Source organism: Marinobacter mangrovi (genome assembly GCF_016798325.1).
Lineage (GTDB): Bacteria > Pseudomonadota > Gammaproteobacteria > Pseudomonadales > Oleiphilaceae > Marinobacter_A > Marinobacter_A mangrovi.
In genome coordinates, this window is the sequence record NZ_JAERVO010000004.1 from 22,413 (window position 1) to 41,589 (window position 19,177).

At 61.9% G+C, this 19,177-nt stretch carries 16 protein-coding genes; 15 read left to right on the forward strand and 1 reads right to left on the reverse strand.

Annotated elements, in window-relative coordinates; translation table 11 throughout:
- Positions 1-8: 8 nt before the first annotated feature.
- From murD to lpxC, 9 genes are all read left to right on the forward strand, one after another.
- Positions 9-1,352, forward strand: coding sequence for a UDP-N-acetylmuramoyl-L-alanine--D-glutamate ligase (gene murD / locus JL474_RS13085; protein ID WP_203142417.1), 1,344 nt, complete (start codon positions 9-11; stop codon positions 1,350-1,352).
- The gene (gene ftsW / locus JL474_RS13090) at positions 1,349-2,551 is read left to right on the forward strand and encodes a putative lipid II flippase FtsW (protein WP_203142418.1); all 1,203 of its coding nucleotides are present in this window, start codon (positions 1,349-1,351) and stop codon (positions 2,549-2,551) included. Before murD ends, ftsW begins: the two co-directional genes overlap by 4 nt.
- Positions 2,541-3,623 (forward strand): undecaprenyldiphospho-muramoylpentapeptide beta-N-acetylglucosaminyltransferase, encoded by a 1,083-nt coding sequence (murG, locus tag JL474_RS13095; protein ID WP_203142419.1) that lies wholly within the window; start codon positions 2,541-2,543, stop codon positions 3,621-3,623. Before ftsW ends, murG begins: the two co-directional genes overlap by 11 nt.
- Positions 3,616-5,067, forward strand: coding sequence for a UDP-N-acetylmuramate--L-alanine ligase (murC, locus tag JL474_RS13100; RefSeq protein ID WP_203142420.1), 1,452 nt, complete (start codon positions 3,616-3,618; stop codon positions 5,065-5,067). The genes murG and murC overlap by 8 nt, the downstream gene beginning before the upstream one ends.
- Entirely contained in the window at positions 5,064-6,020 is a 957-nt protein-coding gene (locus JL474_RS13105; protein ID WP_123636007.1) for a D-alanine--D-alanine ligase, read from the forward strand. Before murC ends, JL474_RS13105 begins: the two co-directional genes overlap by 4 nt.
- Positions 6,013-6,858, forward strand: a complete 846-nt coding sequence (locus JL474_RS13110; protein ID WP_203142421.1) for a cell division protein FtsQ/DivIB — start codon at positions 6,013-6,015, stop codon at positions 6,856-6,858. The genes JL474_RS13105 and JL474_RS13110 overlap by 8 nt, the downstream gene beginning before the upstream one ends.
- Positions 6,859-6,878: 20 nt before the next feature.
- Positions 6,879-8,114, forward strand: coding sequence for a cell division protein FtsA (gene ftsA / locus JL474_RS13115; RefSeq protein ID WP_123636009.1), 1,236 nt, complete (start codon positions 6,879-6,881; stop codon positions 8,112-8,114).
- Between the two features lie 110 nt (positions 8,115-8,224).
- Positions 8,225-9,382, forward strand: a complete 1,158-nt coding sequence (gene ftsZ / locus JL474_RS13120) for a cell division protein FtsZ (protein WP_203142422.1) — start codon at positions 8,225-8,227, stop codon at positions 9,380-9,382.
- A gap of 170 nt (positions 9,383-9,552) precedes the next feature.
- Positions 9,553-10,470 (forward strand): UDP-3-O-acyl-N-acetylglucosamine deacetylase, encoded by a 918-nt coding sequence (gene lpxC, locus JL474_RS13125; protein WP_123636011.1) that lies wholly within the window; start codon positions 9,553-9,555, stop codon positions 10,468-10,470.
- Between the two features lie 10 nt (positions 10,471-10,480).
- Here the strand turns inward: lpxC and JL474_RS13130 are convergent, their stop codons facing one another.
- On the reverse strand, positions 10,481-10,936 hold the full coding sequence (locus tag JL474_RS13130; RefSeq protein WP_123636012.1) for a DciA family protein: 456 nt from the start codon (positions 10,934-10,936) through the stop codon (positions 10,481-10,483).
- A gap of 297 nt (positions 10,937-11,233) precedes the next feature.
- On the opposite strand from JL474_RS13130, the gene JL474_RS13135 reads away from it, so the two are divergent.
- From JL474_RS13135 to moaA, 6 genes are all read left to right on the forward strand, one after another.
- Positions 11,234-12,172 carry a M23 family metallopeptidase gene (locus JL474_RS13135; RefSeq protein WP_123636013.1) on the forward strand — a complete coding sequence of 313 codons (939 nt, stop codon included), beginning with the start codon at positions 11,234-11,236 and terminating at the stop codon, positions 12,170-12,172.
- Positions 12,173-12,555: 383 nt separating this feature from the next.
- Complete coding sequence (gene secA / locus JL474_RS13140) at positions 12,556-15,300, forward strand: preprotein translocase subunit SecA (protein WP_203142423.1); 2,745 nt, start codon at positions 12,556-12,558, stop codon at positions 15,298-15,300.
- 153 nt (positions 15,301-15,453) lie between these two features.
- Complete coding sequence (argJ, locus tag JL474_RS13145; RefSeq protein ID WP_203142424.1) at positions 15,454-16,671, forward strand: bifunctional glutamate N-acetyltransferase/amino-acid acetyltransferase ArgJ; 1,218 nt, start codon at positions 15,454-15,456, stop codon at positions 16,669-16,671.
- A 1-nt stretch (position 16,672) separates the two neighbouring features.
- Complete coding sequence (locus JL474_RS13150; RefSeq protein WP_203142425.1) at positions 16,673-17,620, forward strand: Nudix family hydrolase; 948 nt, start codon at positions 16,673-16,675, stop codon at positions 17,618-17,620.
- Positions 17,621-17,637: 17 nt separating this feature from the next.
- Entirely contained in the window at positions 17,638-18,117 is a 480-nt protein-coding gene (gene moaC, locus JL474_RS13155; protein WP_123636017.1) for a cyclic pyranopterin monophosphate synthase MoaC, read from the forward strand.
- Between the two features lies 1 nt (position 18,118).
- The gene (gene moaA / locus JL474_RS13160; RefSeq protein ID WP_123636018.1) at positions 18,119-19,111 is read left to right on the forward strand and encodes a GTP 3',8-cyclase MoaA; all 993 of its coding nucleotides are present in this window, start codon (positions 18,119-18,121) and stop codon (positions 19,109-19,111) included.
- The last annotated feature ends 66 nt before the right edge of the window (positions 19,112-19,177 follow it).

The following is a 19,177-nucleotide window of genomic DNA, read 5'->3' on the forward strand; positions in this document are numbered from 1 at the left end:
GATCGTCGATGAGTGTCATTGTTTCAGATCGTCGCACATTGATCGTAGGGCTTGGTAAGACCGGGCTCTCGTGCGTGCGCTACCTGTGTGAACAGGGGCGGTCTGTTGCCGTGGCGGATTCCCGGCAGCAACCGCCGGGCCTGGACGAATTGCGCCAGAACTGGCCGGACGTGCCGGTTCATTTGGGTGAATTCGATGCCGAGTTGTTTGCCGGCTTTAACGAGCTGGTGGTCAGCCCCGGTATCAGCATTGCGACTCCGGCGATCAAGGAAGCCAAGGAGAAAGGCGCGCACATTCGGGGGGATATCGACCTGTTCAGCGAGGCGGCCCGGGCCCCGATCGTGGCGATCACCGGTTCCAACGGCAAGACGACCGTCACCACCCTGGTGGGCGAAATGGCCCGCGGTGCCGGAGTGAACGTCGCGGTCGGTGGCAACATCGGCACGCCGGCGCTGGATCTGCTGGCGGAGGACGTCGAGCTGTACGTGCTCGAACTGTCCAGCTTCCAGTTGGAAACCACCGAAGAGCTGAACGCCGCGGCGGCGACCATCCTCAACGTGACCGACGACCATATGGATCGCTATCCCACCAAGATGGCGTATTTCCAGGCCAAGCAGCGCATCTACAACGGCTGCGAGAAGGCGGTGATCAACCTGGACGATGCCCTGAGCCAGCCCATGGCCCGGGACAACCTGACGTTCCGTTGTTATGGCGAACACCGCATCAACCCGGACACCTTCAGCCTGCGTGAGGACGACGGTCAGCTCTGGATCACCTACGGCTTCGATAACCTGATCCGCGCCGATGAGCTGCGGTTGATCGGTCGCCACAATCTGCTGAATGTGATGGCAGCGCTGGCATTGGGGGACTGTGTGGGGCTCCCGATGGAGGCCATGTTGAACGTCGCCCGCCAGTTCGAGGGGCTGCCTCACCGTTGCCAGTTTGTCCGCACGTTGAATGGCGTGGAGTACATCAACGACTCCAAGGGCACCAACGTGGGAGCCACCGTGGCGGCTCTGGAAAGCCTGCGGCCGGCCCGGGGCAAGCTGGTACTGATTGCCGGCGGTGACGGTAAAGGCGCCGATTTCACACCGCTGAAGGCGCCGGTGCGCCAAAGCTGCCGGGCAGTCATGGTATTTGGCAAGGACGCGGGCCTGCTGGAAGAGACTCTGTCCAGCGAGGCCGATGTGCGCCGCGTGGATGATCTGGCCGGCGCGGTCCGTGAAGCAAGCCAGTTGGCTCAACCGGGCGATCGCGTCCTGTTGTCGCCGGCCTGTGCCAGCCTGGACATGTTCACCAATTACGAGGCGCGCGGTGCTGCCTTTATTGAGCAGGTGGAGGCGCTGTCATGAACGCAACGCTTGCCATGAAGCTCCCCCGTACCGGCGGCCTGCAACCGCTGCCGCTGTTGATTTTCAGTGCTGTGACGCTGTTGCTGATCGGCGTGGTGATGATTGGCTCTGCGTCCATGGATACCGCGGCGCAGAACATGGATAACGCCTACTACTACATCAGCCGGCAGTTCGTGTATGCCTTTATGGGCGCTGCACTCTGCCTGGTGGTGGCCAACGTGCCCCTGAGCTGGTGGGAGCGCAGCGGCTGGCTGTTGCTGGGCATCGGTTTGTTGACCCTGGCGCTGGTGTTGACGCCGCTGGGTCGGACGGTCAATGGCTCGACCCGCTGGATTCCGCTGGGCCTGTTCAACGTGCAGGTGTCCGAGGTAGCCAAGATATGCCTGATCGCCTACCTCGCCGGTTATGTGGTGCGCCGCCGCGACGAACTGGTGAATACCTGGTTCGGCTTCCTCAAGCCGGTGCTGGTGCTCGGTTTTGCATCCATGCTGTTGGTCATCGAGCCGGACTTCGGTGCGACGGTCGTGCTGATGACCGCGGCGCTGGGCATGATCTTCCTGTCCGGCGTGCGCCTGAGCCGCTTCCTGCCGCTGATCGCCGTGTGCCTGGCTTTGGGTGTGGCGCTGGTGGTGTTCCAGCCCTACCGGCTGAAGCGGGTGGTGTCGTATCTCGATCCCTGGCAGGACCAGTTCGACACCGGCTACCAGTTGACCCAGTCGCTGATCGCCTTCGGCCGGGGCGAATGGTTTGGTGTCGGACTGGGCAATTCGGTGCAGAAGCTCTTCTATCTGCCGGAGGCCCACACCGACTTTATCTTCGCGATCATCGCCGAGGAATTCGGACTGATCGGCTCGCTGTGCATCCTGTTGCTGTTTGGGCTGCTGGTGTGGGTGGGACTGGTGATTTCGCGCCGCGCCGAGCAGGCGGGGATGCCGTTTGCGTCCTGTTTCGGCTACGGCCTGACGCTGCTGATCGGCCTGCAGGCGGCGATCAACATCGCGGTGAATACGGGCCTGTTGCCCACCAAGGGGCTGACCTTGCCGCTGGTCAGTTATGGCGGCAGCAGTCTGCTGGCCACCTGTGTCTGTGTCGGGGTTCTGGCGCGCATCGAGATGGAGCGTCTGGACAAGCTGGAGCAGGCCAGCGAGGCCGGTAAAGGCAAGGCGAAAACCAAAGGAGGGGCCAGTTATGACGACTAGGCGCTTCCTGATCATGGCCGGTGGCACCGGCGGGCACGTGTTCCCGGCGCTGGCAACAGCCCGTCGTCTGCAGGAACAGGGCCATGAGGTGTTTTGGCTCGGCTCCCGCGGCGGTATGGAAGAGCGGCTTATCGGCGAAACGGATATCCCGATGGCAACGATTACCGTCTCCGGACTGCGCGGTAAGGGCCGGCTGGCTCTGCTGCTGGCACCGTTCAAGCTGGGGCGGGCACTGGTCCAGGCGATGGGTGTCATGCGCCGAATCAAACCGCATTGCGTGATCGGTATGGGCGGCTTTGTAACCGGTCCTGGCGGTGTGGCGGCCTGGCTGACCCGGACGCCACTGCTGGTTCACGAGCAGAACGCGATCGCCGGCATGACCAACCGGATCCTGGCCCGCTTTGCCGAGACGGTGATGGAGGCGTTTCCCGGCAGCTTTGGCAAGCAGGTGGTGACTCGCTATACCGGCAACCCGGTACGGGGCGACCTGGCCCAAATGGCGGCGCCGGAGGCCCGGTTTGCCGAGCGGAATGGACCGGTTCGTCTGCTGGTACTGGGCGGCAGTCTCGGAGCCCAGGCGATCAATACGACGCTGCCGCGTGCACTGGCGTTGATGCCGGAAGACCAGCGCCCCACCGTGCGTCACCAGTGCGGAACGCGCAATCTGGAGACCACCGAGGCGGCCTATGAGGCGGCGGATGTGACGGCGACGTTGGAGCCGTTTATCAGCGACATGGCCGAGGCCTATGGTTGGGCCGACATCGTGTTGTGCCGGGCCGGGGCGTTGACGATTGCCGAGCTCTGCGCGGTGGGGCTGGGCGCCATTCTGGTGCCGTTCCCCCACGCGGTGGACGATCACCAGACCCTGAACGGGCAGCAAATGGTACAGGCGGGGGCAGCGATCCTGATCCCGCAGAGCAAACTGACAGATGACGTGTTGGCCGACACCCTGAGCACCCTCTGCAGCGACCGCCAGAAGGTGGCGGCGCTGGCGGACGCGGCCCGCTCACTGGCCCGGGCCGACGCTACGGAGCGAGTTGTGAATTATTGTCTGGAGGCGGCCCATGGCTGAATCAACCAATCCGCCGCTGGTGTATCAGGTTCCGGAAATGCGCCGGATCCGCCGCATCCATTTCGTCGGCATCGGCGGCGCGGGCATGTGTGGTATTGCGGAAGTCCTGCATAACCAGGGGTATGAGGTGTCCGGCTCCGATTTGAAATCCGGCGCCGTGACCGAACGCCTGAAAAGCCTGGGTGTGCAGATCTTTATCGGCCACCGCGAGGAAAACAGTGCGGACGCTGACGTGGTCGTGGTATCGACGGCCGTCAATGCGGAGAACCCGGAAGTGAAAGCGGCCCGGGATCGTCGTGTGCCGATCGTTCCGCGGGCGGAAATGCTGGCGGAGATCATGCGCTATCGCCACGGCATTGCGGTCGCCGGGACCCACGGCAAGACCACCACCACCAGCCTGATTGCTTCGGTGCTGGGCGAGGCCGGCCTGGATCCGACCTTTGTGATCGGTGGCAAGCTCAACAGCGCCGGCACCAATGCCCAACTGGGCGGATCGCGCTATCTGGTGGCGGAAGCGGACGAAAGCGATGCGTCGTTCCTGCACCTGACGCCGGTGATTTCGGTGGTGACCAACATCGAAGCGGATCACATGCACACCTACGGCAACGATCTGGAGAAGCTTAAACAGACGTTTGTCGATTTCCTTCACAACCTCCCGTTCTACGGCGTGGCGGTGATGTGCAGTGACGACGCCTACGTGCGGGAAATTACCCCTCGGATCTCACGAGCCATCATCACCTATGGCATCGAGGATGAGGAGGCGGACTACCGCGCAACCGACATCCAGTCCGACGGTCTGCAGACACACTTTTTGGTCAAGCGGCCCGGCGGTCGGTCGGATCTCAAGGTCTCCCTGCGTATGCCTGGTCGCCACAACGTTCTCAACGCGCTGGCGGCGATTGCCGTCGCCAGTGACGAGGGCGTCGATGATGATGCGATCGTCCGTGGTCTCGCCGGCTTTGCCGGCGTCGGGCGGCGTTTCCAGGTCTATGGCGATTACCCGATCGAAGACGGCACGGTCACCCTGGTGGACGACTACGGTCATCACCCCACTGAAGTGGCCGCGGTGATCCGAGCGGCCCGGGAAGCCTGGCCGGACCGTCGTGTGGTGATGCTGTATCAACCGCATCGTTACAGCCGGACGCGGGATCTCTATGAAGACTTCGTCAAAGTGCTGTCCGACGTGGATGCGCTGTTATTGATGGACGTGTACGCCGCCGGCGAGCCGGCCATTCCCGGAGCAGACGGGCGCAGCCTGTGCCGCAGCATCCGGCAGCGCGGCAACATCGAACCGATCTTCGTCGAGAAGGACGACGACATCCAGAAACTCCTGTCACGCACCCTGAAGGACGGCGATGTGCTGTTTACCCAGGGCGCCGGCGACATCGGCGGTGTGGCGGCGCGTTTGGCCGCTTCTGGACTCAAAGCGGGAGGTGGCGTATGACGGCACCGATCTATCGCGCCGAACCGGATCTGGTGAATGCGCTTGGCCGCGTGGCGGTCCTGATGGGGGGAAATTCCGCCGAGCGGGCGGTCTCGCTGAAAAGTGGCGACGCCGTGCTGAATGCCCTGATCGCCGCCGGCGTGGACGCGTTTGGCATTGACGTTCAGGGCAGCCTGCTCAACGCGGTTAGTCCGGAGGATTGCGACCGGGTTTTTATCGCCCTGCACGGTCGCGGCGGTGAGGACGGCACCATTCAGGCGATCCTGTCGGAGTCCGGCATCCCCTATACCGGGAGCGACGTGCTGGCCTCAGCCCTGGCCATGGACAAATTGCGCACCAAATACGTGTTCGAAGGCTGCGGTCTGAAAACACCGAAGTTCCGCACCATGACCTCAGTAGAGGATGCGGACGGCATCGTGGCGGCCCTGCGTATGCCACTGAGCGTCAAGCCGGCCCGGGAAGGGTCGAGCATCGGCATCCGCAAGGTCAGCAGTCGCGAGGAACTGGTGGACGCCTATGAAGCGGCCAGCGGGCACGATCCACTCGTGCTGATCGAGGAATGGGTGGAGGGCCCGGAATTTACGGTCAGCGTGCTACAGGGCCACGCGCTGCCGGCGATCGGCCTGAGTACCGATCACGTGTTCTACGACTATGACGCCAAGTACCTGAGCGACGATACCCGTTATCAGGTGCCGTGCGGATTGGCGCCAGACGACGAGTTGCGCCTGCAACAGCTGGCGCTGGAGGCCTTCCGGGTGGTGGGCTGCCGCTCCTGGGGGCGGGTCGACATCATGCAGGACGCCGATGGCGAATTCTGGCTGCTGGAAGTCAACACCGTACCGGGCATGACAGATCACAGTCTGGTGCCCATGGCCGCTCGCGCCGCTGGTATGAGTTTCGAGGAGCTGGTGGTCCGGATCCTTGAGGACACCCTGGAGAACGCCGATGCGTGACCTGCTGAGCCTGCGTATGCGTCAACCCCCGGAACCGCCGAGGCGGCGCGGGGCCACGTCGATGGAGCCGGATCGTCAGCGGTTCAATCCGCTGGGTGTGATCTGGGGTTGGCTACAGACGCTGCCATGGCTGCAGGTGTCACTGGGACTGGCGGTGCTGATCCTGGCCGGGCTGGTTCCCTGGGCGACCGGCTCGGCGCTGAACGCGCTGGATCGTCCCATTGTGGATGTCGAAGTGAAAGGTGATTTCAAGGGATTGGACAAGCAGCAGCTGCGCGCGGACCTGGGCAACTGGGTGGGTCGCAGCTTCTTCGCCACCGACCTGGAGGATGTAAAGCACCAGGTCGAGCGTGAGCCCTGGGTGGAATCCGCCGCGGTGCGCCGGGTCTGGCCCGACCGACTGGCGATCGACATCCGTGAGGAGCGCCCGCTGGCCTACTGGAATGACGGCGAGCTGATTGGTCGCTCGGGTCACGTGTTCCGGCCGGCCAACCCGCAAGTGGCAGGTAGCCTGCCGCATCTGGCGGGACCGGAGGAGCGGGCCGAGGAAGTGGTGTCAGTGGCCCGGAAAATGGCCAACAAGCTGCATGACAAGGACATCGGCTTCGCTGGCCTGACCCTGGAAAAGCGGGGCGCCTGGACGTTGAAACTGTCCAACGGCATTGAAGTCGCGCTGGGGCGTGACCAGGTGGACAGTCGCTTCGACCGGTTTATGACGGTCTACCAGAAACGACTGGCCTCGCGCGCCGATGAAGTGGAACGCATTGATGCCCGCTACACCAACGGTGTGGCGGTGCGCTGGAAGACGCTTGAGAAAGCGCCTGAGAAAAATTCATAGACCATTCAATTGGTGAGCACATGTCAGGGGATGAAACGGAAAACATGATTGTCGGCCTGGATATTGGCACCTCCAAGGTGGTGGCCATTGTCGGCAAGCGCAAACTCGACGGCACGATCGAGATCGTCGGGATCGGATCCAATCCGTCCCGCGGTCTCAAGCGCGGTGTGGTGGTGAACATCGAAACCACGGTGCACGCGATCCAGCGGGCGGTCGAGGAAGCCGAGCTGATGGCCGGATGCCGTATCCATTCGGTCTACGCCGGTATTGCGGGCAGTCATATCCGCAGCCTCAACTCCCACGGCATTGTGGCGATCCGGGATCGGGAAGTGACCCAGGCCGATATCGACCGGGTCATCGATGCGGCCCAGGCCGTCGCGATTCCGGCGGACCAGAAAGTGCTCCACATCCTGCCCCAGGAATTCGTGATCGATAACCAGGAGGGCATCAAGGAGCCCCTGGGCATGTCCGGTGTGCGTCTGGAAGCCAAGGTGCATCTGGTGACCTGCGCGGTGAATGCGTCGCAGAACATCGAGAAATGCGTGCGCCGCTGTGGCCTGGATGTGGACGACATCATCCTCGAGCAACTGGCGTCCAGCTACGCCGTGCTGACCGAGGACGAAAAGGAACTGGGCGTGTGCGTGGTGGACATCGGCGGTGGCACCACCGATATCGCCGTCTTCACCGGCGGCGCGATCCGGCACACGGCGGTCATTCCGATTGCCGGTGACCAGGTCACCAACGACATTGCCATGGCCCTGCGGACCCCCACGCAGAACGCCGAGGAAATCAAGATCAAGTACGCCTGCGCGCTGACTCAGCTGGCCGGTGCCGATGAAACCATCAAGGTGCCGAGCGTGGGCGAACGTGCGCCGCGGGATCTGTCGCGCCAGGCGCTGGCCGAGGTGGTCGAGCCGCGCTACGAGGAGCTGTTCACCCTGGTGCAGGCGGAACTGCGCCGCTCGGGCTTTGAAGAGATGATTCCGGCCGGGATCGTCATCACGGGCGGCTCGTCCACGATGGAAGGTGTCGTGGAACTGGCCGAAGAAATTTTCCACATGCCGGTGCGCTTGGCGTCACCGCAGGCCGTGTCCGGCATGACCGATGTAGTCAATAACCCGATCTACGCCACGGGTGTCGGGTTGTTGATCTACGGGTTCCGCCAGATGGATCTGGGTAAGGGGCCGGTGCTCAAGCAGGAGGATGCCCCCTCTCTGCTGGAGCGCATGAAAGCCTGGTTCACAGGGAATTTCTGACGAACCCGGGAAACGTGGCATGACCGGCATTGCCGGAGCAGTAAAAACGAAGGTCTCTCGAAAAAATATCGGTCACCGAAGGCCGGAAAGATAACGAAGGAGTAGGGGAAATGTTCGAACTGGTCGATAACGTTCAACAGAACGCAGTCATTAAAGTCATTGGCGTCGGTGGTGGTGGCGGTAATGCCGTCCGTCACATGCTCACCAGCGACATCGAAGGTGTGGAATTCATCTGCGCCAACACAGACGCCCAGGCCCTGGCCGATATGGGCGCAAAACAGGTCATCCAGCTGGGTGGCAACATCACCAAGGGGCTGGGAGCCGGTGCCAACCCGGAAGTCGGTCGCCAGGCCGCCCTGGAAGACCGTGACCGCATCGCCGAGGCGCTGCAAGGCGCAGACATGGTGTTCATCACCGCGGGTATGGGTGGCGGAACCGGAACCGGTGCAGCGCCGATCGTGGCCGAAGTGGCCCGCGAGCTGGGCATCCTGACCGTCGCGGTCGTCACCAAGCCGTTCACCTTCGAAGGTGGCAAGCGGATGACGGTTGCCGAGTCCGGTCTGAAAGATCTGGAAGACAGCGTCGACTCGCTGATTACGATTCCTAACGAAAAACTGCTTGCAGTTATGGGTAAGAAGACTAGTCTGCTCGATGCCTTCGCGGCCGCCAACGACGTGCTGTTGGGCGCCGTACAGGGCATTGCCGACCTGATTACCCGCAACGGCATGATCAACGTCGACTTTGCCGACGTGAAAACCGTGATGTCCGAGATGGGCATGGCGATGATGGGGACGGCCCGCGCCACGGGCGAGAATCGCGCCCGCGAAGCCGCCGAAGCCGCTGTACGCAGCCCGCTGCTGGAAGACATCAACCTGCAGGGCGCGAAAGGCATCCTGGTCAACATCACCGCTGGTATGGACCTCAACCTGGGCGAATTCTCCGAGGTGGGCGACATTGTTCGCGAGTTTGCCTCTGACGCCGCCACTGTGGTTGTGGGCACCGTGATCGATCCGGAAATGACCGACGAGCTGAAGGTGACCGTGGTTGCAACCGGCCTGGGTGGCGAGCGCGACAAGCCGACCAAGGTGGTCGACAACACCCGCACCCTGGATGGCAAGACAGACTATCACCAGCTGGATCGTCCGGCGGTCCTGCGTCGTCGCGCCGTTGCCAATGGCAATGTGGCGATCGATCAGGAGCGTGACGGCGAAGAGCAGAGTGTGGATTATCTCGATATTCCCGCATTCCTGCGCCGTCAGGCGGATTGATAAGCTGTCTCAATAGGGATTCGGGATAGAATAGAAAGAAGCTAGAAAGGTCATAGTCATAGCCTTCGGACATTACCGATTGGTTAAATGGTGTTCAGTAGGACTTTCTGGTAAGCTTCGCGCAGTTTTTGCCCGAATAATATCTAACATTTGTGACGGATTTTTGTACGATGATCAGACAACGTACGCTCAAAAACACCATCCGTGCGACCGGTGTCGGTTTGCACTCGGGTGAGAAAGTCTATCTGACGCTCAAGCCTGCGCCGGTCGAGACAGGGATTGTGTTTCGGCGGACGGATCTGGATCCGGTTGTCGAGATCAAGGCGTGCGCTGAGAACGTCGGCGAAACCATGCTGTCCACGACACTGGTCAAGAACGGTGTCCGCGTGGCAACCGTCGAGCACCTACTCTCTGCTATGGCGGGGCTGGGCATCGACAACTGCTTCGTGGAGCTGAGTGCGGCCGAAGTGCCCATCATGGACGGCAGTGCCGGGCCTTTCGTCTTTCTCCTGCAATCGGCGGGCATTGCCGAGCAGGACGCGGCCAAGCGCTTCATCCGCATCAAGCGGGAAGTGACGCTGGAAGAAGACGACAAAAAGGCGACGTTCCTGCCGTTTGAAGGCTTCAAGGTCAGTTTCGGCATCGACTTTGACCATCCGGTCTTCAAGGGCCGTGCCCAGAACGCCACGGTAGACTTTTCCAGCACGTCGTTCGTGAAGGAAGTCAGCCGGGCCCGCACCTTCGGGTTCATGCGTGACATCGAGAAGTTGCGCTCCATGAACCTGGCGCTGGGCGGCAGCGTGGACAACGCCATCGTCGTTGACGACTACAAAATCCTCAACGAAGACGGCTTGCGTTACGAAGATGAGTTCGTCAAGCACAAGGTACTGGACGCCATCGGTGACCTGTACCTGCTGGGCAACAGCCTGATTGGCGAATTCCGCGGCGTGAAGTCAGGTCACGACCTGAACAACAAGCTGCTGCGCAAGCTGCTGGCTGAAGAAGATGCGTGGGAAGTGGTGACCTTCGAAGACGAGGCCACGGCTCCGATTTCGTATCTCAAGCCCGTTCTCGCGTCACAGGCCTGAGGCAGGATACTCAGTCCTCCCCGTCCTTGACGTGACGGGAGAGTTTTTCGAGAACTTCGCGTAAACCTTCGTCCTTCGTATGCCCGGCTTCCTCTTTGAGGAGCCGGGCATTTTCGTTACTTAACGGCTCCTTCTTGAACACGGCCTTTGCCTTCGGGCGCGGCGGTGCCACCTTGACCTTCAAGCGCCAGGCGTACTGGAAATCCGGATCCTTTCTCAGTTCCGCCAGAATCTCGCGCTGCCGCAGACGCACCTGGCTGGCCACGACGCTGCCGTCGGCCGACACGGCCAGATCGCCATCGTGATAACTGAGAAAGCGGCAGTGGTCACGCAGGTTGGCCGGGATGGAGGCCAGCACCAGCTGTTCCGCCCGACGGTGGATCTCGGCATGGGCCAGCAACCTGCGCAGGTTAGGTTCGTGGCGGGAATCGCTGGGATCCAGTGTGAGTTGGGTCTTGCGCTTCATCGTTTTCTCACGGCATTCGATGCTCTGGACGGCGCCGGGACTCGACGGTACCCGTTACGATTGGTTACTATTTGGCACGGTTTGTGGATGTGGCCTGTATTAGACTGTTTTTACCCTCTTGAATTGGTCCCTGTCCAGCGCTGTTTCAAGGCGGAGGTCGGGGTGCCGTGATCGTCTCCATGCCGAAATGGCCCATTGTGCGGCGCCGGGGCATGTAGGCCAGACAGGCGCGTTTGTGTTGGGCGATAGCTGGCGGTAACAAGACCGGCGTCGTTCGGGGAATGTGATCGACTTATTATGAACATTATCTTCGTTGGTAAAAATCCCGGGCAGTCCCGGTCGTTGCACGTGAGCATCGGCGTTGTCGCCTGCGCATTCGTGCTGAGCGCCGCCGTGATCGGTGGTGCTGGTTGGGCCGGATACAGGCTGGCGTCCAAGGCGCCGGAGCCGGTGGCTTATGGCGCGTCGGCGCCTCTGGTTAAAAGCTGGGAATCCCGCCTGGGTGAGCAACAGGCACAGCTGCAGCATGTGCGTCAGACCGCCGGTCAGCAGGTGGATGCGTTGACACTGCGCCTGGGCCAGATGCAGGGGCGTTTGCTGCGGCTCGATGCCCTGGGGCAGCGCCTGGTGGAATCTGCTCATCTGGATAACGGTGAGTTTGATTTTGACCAGGCTCCAGCGGTGGGTGGTCCGGAAGAAGCCGGTGGTGGCGAATCCTTCCAGACCCCGGAGCTGAGCGCCATGATCGATCAGCTCGATGCCCGCATCAGTAATCGCGAGCAGCAACTGCGCCTGCTGGATCAGCTGTTGTCCCGCGAGCGTATTGAGGAAGAGCGTTTCGTGGCCGGTCGTCCCATCAAATGGGGCTGGCTGTCATCTCACTATGGCTATCGCACCGATCCGTTTACCGGCAAGCGCGCCTGGCACAGCGGCGTTGATCTGGCGGGCAAGGAAGGCAGCGATATCATTTCAGTGGCTGCGGGTGTTGTCACCTGGGCTGGTGACCGTTATGGCTACGGCAACCTGGTCGAAATCGACCACGGCAACGGCTTGCGCACCCGCTACGCCCACTGCAAGAAGGTGGACGTGTCCGTTGGCGACGTCGTCGAGAAAGGACAAGTGGTTGCCCAGATGGGCAGCACCGGTCGTTCCACCGGGCCCCACGTGCATTTCGAGGTGCGGCGCAACGGCAAGACGCTCGACCCGGAAGATTACATCCAGCGGGCCAGTCGCTGAGTCAGCGTCAGTAAAAAGCCACTGCGGGTTCGCCTCCAGTGGCTTTTTTGTGGCCGGCCCGCTCTTCAATAGCGCACTAACACCCTGTAATGTGAGCTGTCACCCGAGGACAAGGCCGTACCTTTCGCCCGCAAAAGAAATAAGGTTAGAATGCCGTCTTTGTAGGGGGACTTCTGAAAAGCTCAGCCTCGCAGGCCAACCTCCGGATTCCGGGACTTTTTCAGTCGTTCTCAAGGCATACCCGGGATGGGTCCCCTTGTCCCATCGTGCCTCGGTACGGTGTCTTCTGTGATGCCTTCCCCCGCAAGGGGTCCTGAATTGGCAGGCGCCTGTGGCCGACCGGGTCACTGGGTGCATTTCGTTAATCAAAGAAGCAGTGGTCTATGTTCACGAAGGTCGCAACGAAGTTGTTCGGCAGTAAAAACGCCCGAGAAATTAAGCGGATGCGGAAGGCCGTCTCCCGGATCAATGAGCTGGAAGAGTCCTTCGGGGCGCTGTCGGACACCGAGCTGCAGGGCAAGACGGCCGAGTTCCGGCGTCGGCTGGACGAGGGTGAAACCCTGGATCAACTGCTGCCCGAAGCCTTCGCTACGGCCCGGGAAGCGGGCAAGCGGGTGCTGGGCATGCGGCACTTCGACGTCCAGATGATCGGTGCCATGACCCTGCACGAAGGCCGCATCGCCGAGATGAAGACCGGTGAGGGTAAGACCCTGGTGGCAACGGCTTCCGTGTACCTCAATGCCCTCCCGGGGGATGGCGTTCACGTGGTGACCGTTAACGACTACCTCGCCTCCCGGGATGCCGAGTGGATGGGCAAGCTCTATCGCTTCCTCGGCCTGCAAGTGGGCGTCATCGTTGCCGGTCAGGATGCGGCAGCCAAGCGTGAAGCTTATGCCGCCGACATCACCTACGGCACCAATAACGAATTCGGGTTTGATTACCTGCGTGACAACATGGCGTTCAGCACCGCCGACAAGGTGCAGCGCGGCCTGAACTACGCCATTGTGGACGAAGTTGACTCCATCCTGATCGACGAAGCGCGTACCCCGCTGATCATCTCCGGTGCGGCGGAAGACAGCTCCAAGGTCTACCTGGCGGTGAATACGCTGGTTCCGAGCCTGGATAAGGGCGAGCCGGTGGAGGAGGGCGAGCCCTCCGGTGATTTCACCATCGATGAGAAGAGCCGTCAGGTGGAGCTGACCGAAGCCGGTCATGAGAAAGTGGAAGACCTGCTGATCGAGAAGGGGCTGTTGGGTGAAGAGGAAAGCCTCTACTCCGCGTCGAACCTCAGTCTTCTGCACCATGTGCATTCAGCGCTGCGGGCGCATCACCTGTTCCAGCGCGACGTGGACTACATCGTCCAGGGCGGTCAGGTGGTGATCGTTGATGAACACACCGGTCGGACCATGCCGGGCCGCCGTTGGAGCGAGGGCCTGCACCAGGCCATCGAGGCCAAAGAAGGCGTCAATATCCAGGCCGAGAGTCAGACCCTGGCCTCCACCACCTTCCAGAACTACTTCCGTCTGTATAACAAACTGGCTGGCATGACCGGTACCGCCGACACGGAAGCCTTCGAGTTCCGCCAGATCTACGGCCTGGACGTGGTGGTTATTCCGCCCAACCGTCCGATTCAGCGTATTGACTACAACGATCTGGTCTACCTGACGCAGGAAGAGAAGTACCAGGCGATCATCGACGAAATCAAGGACGTCACCAGTGAAGGTCGTCCGGTGCTGGTGGGCACCGGCTCCATCGAAGCCTCCGAACTGCTGTCGATGCTGCTGCGCAAGGCCAAGATCGACCACCAGGTCCTGAACGCCAAGCAGCACGAGAAAGAGGCCCACGTCATCGCCCAGGCCGGTCGTCCGGGGGCGGTGACCATCGCCACCAACATGGCGGGCCGGGGTACGGACATCGTGCTCGGCGGTAACTGGGAAGAAGAGGTCGCCCAGTTGGAAAATCCGACCGAAGAGCAGGTGGCCCGGGTCAAGGCGGAGTGGACCGAGACCCACAACAAGGTATTGGAAGCGGGCGGCCTGCACATTGTGGGTACCGAACGTCACGAATCCCGCCGTATCGACAACCAGCTGCGTGGTCGTGCCGGCCGTCAGGGGGATCCGGGTTCCTCCCGTTTCTTCCTGTCGCTGGAAGACAACCTGATGCGGATCTTCGCCCCGGATCGCGTGAAGAACATCATGCAGGCGATGGGCATGAAGAAGGGCGAGGCCATCGAACACCGCATGGTCACCAACGCCATTGAAAAATCACAGCGCAAGGTTGAAGGCCGTAACTTCGACATGCGGAAGACGTTGCTGGAGTACGACGACGTCGCCAACGACCAGCGCAGTGTCATCTACGAGCAGCGTAACGAGGTCATGGCTTCCGAAGACATCAGCGAACTGGTCGATACCGTGCGCGCCGATGTGGTCGACAGCGTGATCAGCGAGTACATCCCGCCGCAGAGCATGCCGGAACAGTGGGATGTCGCCGGTCTAGAGGCTCAGTTGCAGTCTGAACTGGCGGTGGAGCTGCCGGTCCAGAAATGGCTGGATGAAGACCAGAGTCTCTACGAAGAGAACCTCCGGGAACGCATTCTCGAGGAAATCATCAAGGTCTACCGTGAGAAGGAAGAGGTTGCCGGGGCCGAAGCCATGCGCAACTTCGAGAAACAGGTCTTCCTGCAGGTGCTGGATACCCTCTGGAAAGAGCACCTGTCCAACATGGACCACCTGCGTCGCGGTATCCATCTGCGCGGCTACGCTCAGAAGAACCCGAAACAGGAATACAAGCGTGAGGCGTTCAACCTGTTCGAAGCCATGCTGGACGCCATGAAGCGAGACGTCACCCGGATTCTCTGCCACGTGCGGGTCCAGGGTGAGACTGAGATGGAAGAGATCGAGCGTCGGCGCCGTGAAGAGCTGGAGCGCCAGATGGCCGCTGCCAACCTGAAGCATGAGCAGGCCAGCGCCACCGCGCAATCAGCCGCCGGTGACGGCGACGATGAGCAGCAACAGGCCCAGGGCCAACCGGAGACCTACGTGCGCAGTGAACGCAAAGTCGGGCGCAACGAGCCTTGCCCGTGCGGCTCCGGTAAGAAATACAAGCAGTGTCACGGCCGGGTGGCCTGACAGACGACTTGAAAAGGCACTGTCGGCCTTGGCAGGCAGTGCTCAGGAACACGCAACGTCCGCTGAATCGGGGCCGCTGGAGCGGGCCGGGAGAGCGGACGTTTTTCGTATCTGAGGAGCCGATTGGAGGTTCCCCGAACCAGGAGAATAAGCATGGCGGTTGGATTGGGCCCCTTGCCGGATTTCTACCCCGTTGCCGGTCTGCGGTTGGGCGTGGCCCGCGCAGGCATCAAGAAGCCGGGGCGCCGCGATCTGGTGCTGATGGCGCTGGATGAAGGCGCCCGAGTGGCCGGCATATTTACGCGCAACCAGTTCTGTGCGGCACCGGTGCTGGTGACCCGAGACCATTTGGGGCAGGCGGCGCCACGTTACCTGATGATCAATACGGGCAACGCCAACGCCGGAAACGGCGAGCAGGGACGCACCGATGCAGAGGCCTGTTGTGCGGCGCTGGCGGAGCTGTCCGGTGTCACCGCCCAACAGGTGCTGCCGTTCTCCACCGGGGTCATTGGCGAGCCGCTGCCGGTGGAGAAGATCCGCAATGGCCTGCCGGAAGCGCTGGATACCCTGTCGGAAACCCGCTGGGCCGAGGCCGCCGAAGGCATCATGACCACCGACACCCTGCCCAAGGGCGCCACCCGTCGGCTGGAAGTCGACGGTCAGCCGGTCCATATATCCGGCATCAGCAAGGGCGCCGGCATGATCCGCCCCAACATGGCGACCATGCTGGGCTTTATAGCCACGGATATCGCCATCGAGCCGTCGCTGCTCCAGACGCTGGTTTCGGAGCTGGGGGAGCAGTCGTTCAACCGCATCACCATCGATGGCGATACCTCGACCAACGACTGTTGCATGCTGGTGGCCACTGGCAAGAGCGACGCGCCGGAGCTGACGGCCGACAGTCCGCACCTGCCGGTCTTCCGCGAAGCACTGCGGGAACTGTTCATGACCCTGGCCCACGCGATTGTGAGGGACGGCGAGGGCGCCACCAAGTTCATCACCATTCGCGTGGAGACGGCGGGCAACCAGCAGGAGGCACTGGATGTGGCTTACACGCTCGCCCATTCGCCTCTGGTCAAGACCGCCCTGTTTGCGTCGGATCCGAACTGGGGCCGCATCCTGGCGGCCGTCGGTCGCGCCGGCGTGCCGGACCTGAATCTGACGGACATCGAGATCGATCTGGGTGATGTGGCGCTGGTGCGCAACGGTGGCCGGGCAGCGGATTACACCGAAGCGCGCGGCCAGGCCGTGATGGACCAGTCCGACATCAGCATCCGTATTGCGTTGGGCCGTGGCGATGTCAACGAGACGGTCTGGACCTGCGACTTGTCCCATGATTATGTGACCATCAACGCCGAGTACCGGACCTGATATGAAGGAAGTCCATGTCGCCGTCGGTGTGGTGCGCCAGGGGAATCGCATCCTGATTGCCCGGCGCCCAGATGAGGCGCATCAGGGCGGTTTGCTGGAGTTTCCCGGTGGCAAAGTCGAGCCCGGTGAACGTGTTCAGCAAGCGCTGGTTCGCGAACTGGATGAGGAAGTCGGCATCCACATCGCCGAGGGTGACCTTCAGCCGGTGATCGGCATTCGCCACGACTACGGCGACAAGCGGGTGTTTCTCGATGTCTGGGAGACCGTGCGCTTTGAGGGCGAACCGCACGGGCGGGAAGGGCAGCCGGTGCAGTGGTTGGCGCTGGATGCCCTGAGCGATGACGATTTTCCGGCTGCAAACCGGCCGATTATCCGGGCGTTGCGATTGCCTCATCAGTACCCGATCACCGGTGGCGCCGGTCTGGATGGTGGGGCGCTGGTTGCGCAGACGTGCCGGCACCTGGCGGAGCTGTCACCTTCAATCTGCCTGTTCCGCGCGCCCTGGCTGTCCCGCGAAGCCTATCTGGACGCTGCCGGCCAACTGCTCGACTGGTGTTCGGCTCGCTCGATACGTCTGATGCTCCACGGCGACCCGACGCTCCTGGAGTCCGTGCCTGCGGCCGGTATACACCTGCCATGGCGAGTGGCCGGGCAGCTCGATACGCGACCGTTGGCCAGTTCGGGGTTGTTGGGCGTATCCTGTCATCAGGTTGATGAATTGGCGCATGCCGCTCGTTTGGGCGCTGATTTTGCCACCCTGGGCCCGGTCGCCAGAACGGCCAGCCACCCGGATGCGGCGCCCATGGGATGGGCCCGGTTTACGGACCTCGTGGCCACGGCCACGGTACCGGTGTATGCACTGGGCGGATTGGCGTTGAACCACGTGAATCAGGCCCGTAAAGCCGGGGCACAGGGCGTTGCGGGCATTGGCATGTGGTGGCGGAATTGAATGCTGGAGAAAAACGATTGAGTGAACTGACCCACCTGGACGAAACCGGTGCCGCGCGCATGGTCGATGTGACGGAAAAAGCCGTCACCAGCCGTGAGGCGCGGGCCGAAGGGTTTATCGCCATGCGGCCCGAGACGGTTGCGATGATCGTCGACGGTGAGCACCCCAAGGGCGATGTGCTGGCCACGGCGCGCATTGCCGGCATCATGGCGGCCAAGAAGACCCATGAACTGATTCCGCTGTGCCATGCGCTGAACCTGACCTCGGTGAAGGTCCATCTGGCACCCGTACTTGACGGCGATACCGGCGTGCATCTGGAAGCGGTCTGCCGACTGACGGGGCAGACCGGGGTCGAAATGGAAGCGCTGACGGCGGTTAACATCGCCGCATTGACGCTTTACGACATGTGCAAAGCCGTGGACCGGGGTATGGTTATCCGGGATGTGCGTCTGCTCGAAAAGCAGGGCGGGCGGTCTGGTCACTGGAAAAGGGGGTAGCATGACGGCAGCGCTGGTGGACAATTTTGGGCGGGAGGTCACGTACGTCCGCATCTCCGTCACGGATCGCTGCGATTTTCGTTGTGTGTATTGCATGTCCGAGGACATGACCTTCCTGCCGAAGTCCGAGATCCTGTCCCTGGAAGAAATTGAGGTCATTGCCCGCAACCTGGTGGCCTGTGGCGTCCGCAAGATTCGTCTGACCGGTGGAGAGCCGCTGGTGCGGCCGGGTGTGGTCGGCTTGGCCGAGCGACTGAAAGCGCTGCCGGGGCTGCGCGAACTGTGTATGACCACCAATGGCGGCCGTCTGGAGGAATTCGCCGAGCCGCTCAAGGCGGCGGGCGTGGACCGGCTCAATATCAGCCTGGACAGCCTGGACCCCGAGCGATTCCGGGAACTGACCCGGATTGGCAAACTGGAGCGGGTACTGGCCGGCATCGATGCCGCCCAGCGAGCCGGATTCCAGCACACCAAGCTCAATGCCGTCGTCCTAAAGGGGCGTAACGCAGACGAAGTGATTCCCCTGGTTCGCTTTGCGGTGGAAAAGGGACTCGATATCAGCTTTATCGAAGAAATGCCCCTGGGGGTTATCACCGAGCACGACCGGGCCGAAGCCTTCTGCTCCAGTGACGAGATTCGCGAGACGCTGGCCACGGTTTTTGACCTGCAACCGGTTGGCGATGACACCGGCGGGCCGTCCCGTTACTGGCAGGTGGATGGCCATCCCAATCGGATTGGCTTTATTTCCCCGCACAGTCATAACTTCTGCGGCGACTGCAACCGGGTGCGTTTGACCACGGAAGGGCGTCTGCTGTTGTGCCTGGGCAACGAACACTCCATGGACCTGCGCGAGGTGATCCGCTCGCGACCGGGGGACGACCTGGCGGTGCAGAAGGCGCTGCATGAGGCCATGACGCTCAAACCGGAGCGGCATTATTTCTCCCACGATGCCGAACCCCAGATTCTGCGCTTTATGAACGCCACGGGCGGTTGATACGGATCGGGCGCATCTACGTAGGTTTCAGGGTACGCCGACCCGGTCCATTCTGCTAAAATGCGC

Coding starts and splice junctions, on each gene's coding strand:
- murD (WP_203142417.1), top strand. CDS start 9: ATGAGTGTCATTGTTTCAGATCGTCGCACATTGATCGTAGGGCTTGGT.
- ftsW (WP_203142418.1), top strand. CDS start 1,349: ATGAACGCAACGCTTGCCATGAAGCTCCCCCGTACCGGCGGCCTGCAA.
- murG (WP_203142419.1), top strand. CDS start 2,541: ATGACGACTAGGCGCTTCCTGATCATGGCCGGTGGCACCGGCGGGCAC.
- murC (WP_203142420.1), top strand. CDS start 3,616: ATGGCTGAATCAACCAATCCGCCGCTGGTGTATCAGGTTCCGGAAATG.
- JL474_RS13105 (WP_123636007.1), top strand. CDS start 5,064: ATGACGGCACCGATCTATCGCGCCGAACCGGATCTGGTGAATGCGCTT.
- JL474_RS13110 (WP_203142421.1), top strand. CDS start 6,013: ATGCGTGACCTGCTGAGCCTGCGTATGCGTCAACCCCCGGAACCGCCG.
- ftsA (WP_123636009.1), top strand. CDS start 6,879: ATGTCAGGGGATGAAACGGAAAACATGATTGTCGGCCTGGATATTGGC.
- ftsZ (WP_203142422.1), top strand. CDS start 8,225: ATGTTCGAACTGGTCGATAACGTTCAACAGAACGCAGTCATTAAAGTC.
- lpxC (WP_123636011.1), top strand. CDS start 9,553: ATGATCAGACAACGTACGCTCAAAAACACCATCCGTGCGACCGGTGTC.
- JL474_RS13130 (WP_123636012.1), bottom strand. CDS start 10,936: ATGAAGCGCAAGACCCAACTCACACTGGATCCCAGCGATTCCCGCCAC.
- JL474_RS13135 (WP_123636013.1), top strand. CDS start 11,234: ATGAACATTATCTTCGTTGGTAAAAATCCCGGGCAGTCCCGGTCGTTG.
- secA (WP_203142423.1), top strand. CDS start 12,556: ATGTTCACGAAGGTCGCAACGAAGTTGTTCGGCAGTAAAAACGCCCGA.
- argJ (WP_203142424.1), top strand. CDS start 15,454: ATGGCGGTTGGATTGGGCCCCTTGCCGGATTTCTACCCCGTTGCCGGT.
- JL474_RS13150 (WP_203142425.1), top strand. CDS start 16,673: ATGAAGGAAGTCCATGTCGCCGTCGGTGTGGTGCGCCAGGGGAATCGC.
- moaA (WP_123636018.1), top strand. CDS start 18,119: ATGACGGCAGCGCTGGTGGACAATTTTGGGCGGGAGGTCACGTACGTC.